3 protein-coding genes are annotated in these 2638 nt (G+C 44.2%); all 3 read right to left on the minus strand.

Annotated features, from left to right (window positions below):
- Positions 1-1289 (minus strand): alpha-L-rhamnosidase-related protein (locus BACCOPRO_RS00690; RefSeq protein WP_008139952.1); only part of this gene is annotated, 1289 nt, incomplete at its 3' end.
- Positions 1290-1419: 130 nt separating this feature from the next.
- Positions 1420-2040: a LysO family transporter gene (locus tag BACCOPRO_RS00695; RefSeq protein ID WP_008139954.1), complete on the minus strand. Its 621-nt coding sequence runs from the start codon at positions 2038-2040 to the stop codon at positions 1420-1422.
- A complete protein-coding gene (locus BACCOPRO_RS00700; protein ID WP_008139956.1) occupies positions 2030-2314 on the minus strand; it encodes a LysO family transporter in 285 nt (94 codons plus the stop codon). The genes BACCOPRO_RS00695 and BACCOPRO_RS00700 overlap by 11 nt, the downstream gene beginning before the upstream one ends.
- Between the last annotated feature and the right edge of the window lie 324 nt (positions 2315-2638).

Raw genomic sequence — 2638 nt, forward strand, 5'->3', positions numbered from 1 at the left:
GCCCACTGATGTAACATCTCAATGGCTTTGGCCAGTACGCCGGCAGATCCCTTGAAATGTCCGGAACCGCTCGGGACTCCTCCTTTGCCGTACCATTCATAAAAGCCTTTATTCTGTATAACCCGGTCTATCATCGGTCTGATTTCCGCGTAAGCCTCTTCTATGAATCCATGGGCTATCAACTGCTGGATCATCCGTCCTCCGAACCAGGTCCAGTCGCCGCCGTTCTGATAGACATACGGATGGGCCATTCCTCCGGTAAAGAAGTTTTCCGGATAAGGAGGATAGAGAGTCAGTCCGATACTGGGCATACCCGACAGGCGGACATTTTCCAGCATCTGCTGATTGACGGTTGCTATTTCTTCGCGTGTCAGCAAGCCTGCTTCGATGGCGACAGCCGTTCCTCCGTGATAATGGACCTTGTTTTCATCGAACCCTTCCGGTATGGGAGATTTGTCCAGATAAATATGGGGGATGAACTTCTGGTTCTTTTCATCCCATAAGTGAGTGCGTACATTTTTGGCAAAATTTTCCCGGATATCCTTCCATTTCTTCTGCTCTTCCGGATTCTGACTCATTTCCTGCAGATAGTCAAGAGCTATGATAAACATGGCATTGTCGTACACATCTATTGCTTTGAATGACTTTTCATTCATGTCGCATCCGAAGTCATCGCAAGGCTGCACGTCTCCCCAGTCGGCAGTCATAGCTCCATAAAGCAAGCCATATTCTTTGCTGTACCGTTCCCGCATCAGGTAATCCGTCATTTGAGTCATGCGTTCCAGAACCGTACTTCCCGCAATATTTTCCTGAAGGATCGAACGGTCACCGGTCATGCGTATATATTTTCCTACGATCTGTATCAGCGAACTTTCCTGATCTGTTTCAACTGTATTCTTGAAAGCCACGTGCTGGGGCGCTGCATCCGAGTAATACGGAACATTGTCATTCCAGGTGAATTCCGGTTTCAGGACATATCCGTCTATCATTTCTCCGTTGGGCTGTTGCAGGGCGAAGAAGAGTAAAATGGCATTTCGTAAATCCTTCCGGTCAGTTTCTTCACAGGCTGTTTCAATGAAGGTATTCATGTCTCTGGCCCAGATTTGCGAATATCCGCTTCCGGCATTGAGTCCCTGCCGGATAACGGATCGGGCCATACTGTCTACTTTGTTCAGTGTGGAATCTTGCAGAATGGTGGCTGCCAGCTGTTTTTCTTTGGTCGTATTGGAGCAGCCGACCATGAAGCAGCCGCATAATAATCCCAGTATCAGAGTCTTTCCTTTTCCCATAGTTCAGTCTTTTTTTAAGTTTATGCAAAAATACACCAAGTCAGACGGAACATTGCTTACCTTTATTGCGAATTAGTTGCATTATCTTATGATTTGCTATGGGATCTGCTTTTTAACTTCACAAGTCTGTTTACAGATTGCAAAACAGCGAGACAAAGAAAGGCACACTGATGTTGATGAGTATACCGTGCAGGATGGCCAGCGGGATAGCTTCCTTGCCGGAATATTTGCTGATGGATGCCAGCAGAATATCAGCGGAACCAATTCCGGCTGCTGAGATGGGAGCCAGGCATCCGAAATATTGGCGGATGAATGGAGCGCCAATCAAGGCTGTCATCTCACGGAAAATATTGGCCAGCAGAGCGATGGTTCCCAGTTCTGTAGCCAGTTGCATACCGATGCTGGGAGCTTTCAGCTGGGTTATCAGTACGGAAGAAATGGAATAATAGGCAAATCCGCTGCCCACTGCCATGCAGTCGAAAATACTCCACTGGCTGAGTATGAATCCGGCAACGGCCGAAAAAAGGAATGTTCCGGTTACCGTAGCTATGGGTACCAGTAACATTTTGAAGCTGAACTGCCGGACAAAGCCTTTGAGATCTTGATTGCATCCCAGATTGATTCCCAGCAGAAGCATCAGCAGATACAGAACGTCGACCGAAAGGATATGAAGATCGAAATCGGCTGTATAGAAAAGGCCGCCCACACAACCCAGAAGAAAAAATATAAGTATAATCAGACTACTTTTCATTGCTTACTCCTTTCTTGAAAAACAGGTGAGAAACGAGCAGGGCGGCCATTGAGCTTCCCAGCAGGCTTAATGCAGATATTACGGCTGCCTGACGGCAAAAATAACTGAGGTTGCTGATGATCAGTTTGTTGGTTCCTATGGATAGTCCCAAAATAAAAAGCAGCAGGCAGACTACTACCTGTATCAGTGAGGTTACTTTATGTATTCTGTGTAAATGGCGCAACCGATAGCCTATAAAGACTCCAACGGCCATTATAGTTATGAATGTAAACATGAAAATAATAAATTGAAATGAAACATCAAAAGCTTTTATCTCGTGTCAGAACGCTTTCTATGGCACATTTTTGAAATTAAAAGATCGGATGGACCAGATTATTTTCATACAATACTATCAATATATAAGTCTAGTTTAGTTTTTAATGAGCTGCAAAGATACTACATTTTTCATAAAGTCACGTATTATATGCAATAAAAAGATTTATGTGTTATAATATTGCGACATATTGTGCGTACTGACTTATAATATTATGAATTTGTATAGTTTTAAATTGATAGATTGAAAGAGCGCATGTTGATTTTATTCATTCCGGATTGTCCG

The sequence above is a fragment of the Phocaeicola coprophilus DSM 18228 = JCM 13818 genome, from assembly GCF_000157915.1.
GTDB lineage: Bacteria > Bacteroidota > Bacteroidia > Bacteroidales > Bacteroidaceae > Phocaeicola > Phocaeicola coprophilus.

Bases quoted from the DNA above. Each gene is read 5' to 3' on its own strand.
- BACCOPRO_RS00695 (WP_008139954.1), bottom strand. From the start codon at position 2,040: ATGAAAAGTAGTCTGATTATACTTATATTTTTTCTTCTGGGTTGTGTG.
- BACCOPRO_RS00700 (WP_008139956.1), bottom strand. From the start codon at position 2,314: ATGTTTACATTCATAACTATAATGGCCGTTGGAGTCTTTATAGGCTAT.